The following is a 550-nucleotide window of genomic DNA, read 5'->3' as shown; positions in this document are numbered from 1 at the left end:
GGTGCTGTTGCAAAGTTGGGGCAGTAGAAAGACCGACGTGAAATAATCAGAGCCATGGGCATCTTCTCCGGTCGGCATTTCCCCCGTGACATCATCCTGTGGGCGGTGCGGTGGTACTGCCGCTACGGCGTGAGCTACCGCGACCTCGAAGAAATGATGACCGAGCGGGGTGTGCCAGTCGATCACACCACGATCTACCGCTGGGTGCAGAAATACGCCCCTGAGCTGGATAAGCACACTCGCTGGTACCGGCAGGTACCCGACTGGCAGGCCCGGTCCTGGCGGGTGGATGAGACCTATATCCGGGTCGGCGGCACGTGGTGCTATCTCTACCGGGCTATTACCGCCGGTGGGCAGACCTTAGACTTCTACCTCTCACCAAAACGGAATGTGGCTGCGGCCAAGCGTTTCCTGGCCAAGACGCTGCGATCGAATACGACAGCCGGGTCCCCGCGGGTCATCAACACCGACAAGGCACCAGCTCTGGCCAAGGCAATATCCGAGCTGAAGGCGGAGGGAATCTGCCCTCAGACGGTGGAGCACCGGCAGG

The 550-nt window shown here is 60.9% G+C and carries 1 protein-coding gene; it reads left to right on the top strand.

Going from position 1 to position 550, the window contains the following annotated elements; genetic code table 11:
• Nucleotides 1-54: 54 nt before the first annotated feature.
• On the top strand, nucleotides 55-550 hold a 496-nt coding region (locus HMPREF2993_RS04305; RefSeq protein WP_070701214.1), incomplete at its 3' end, for an IS6 family transposase.

It is taken from the genome of Corynebacterium sp. HMSC068G04, from assembly GCF_001814885.1.
In the GTDB taxonomy this organism is placed as follows: Bacteria; Actinomycetota; Actinomycetes; order Mycobacteriales; family Mycobacteriaceae; genus Corynebacterium; species Corynebacterium hiratae.
The sequence above is the reverse complement of the archived record's forward strand: the minus strand, read 5'-3'. Positions and strand labels throughout refer to the sequence as shown.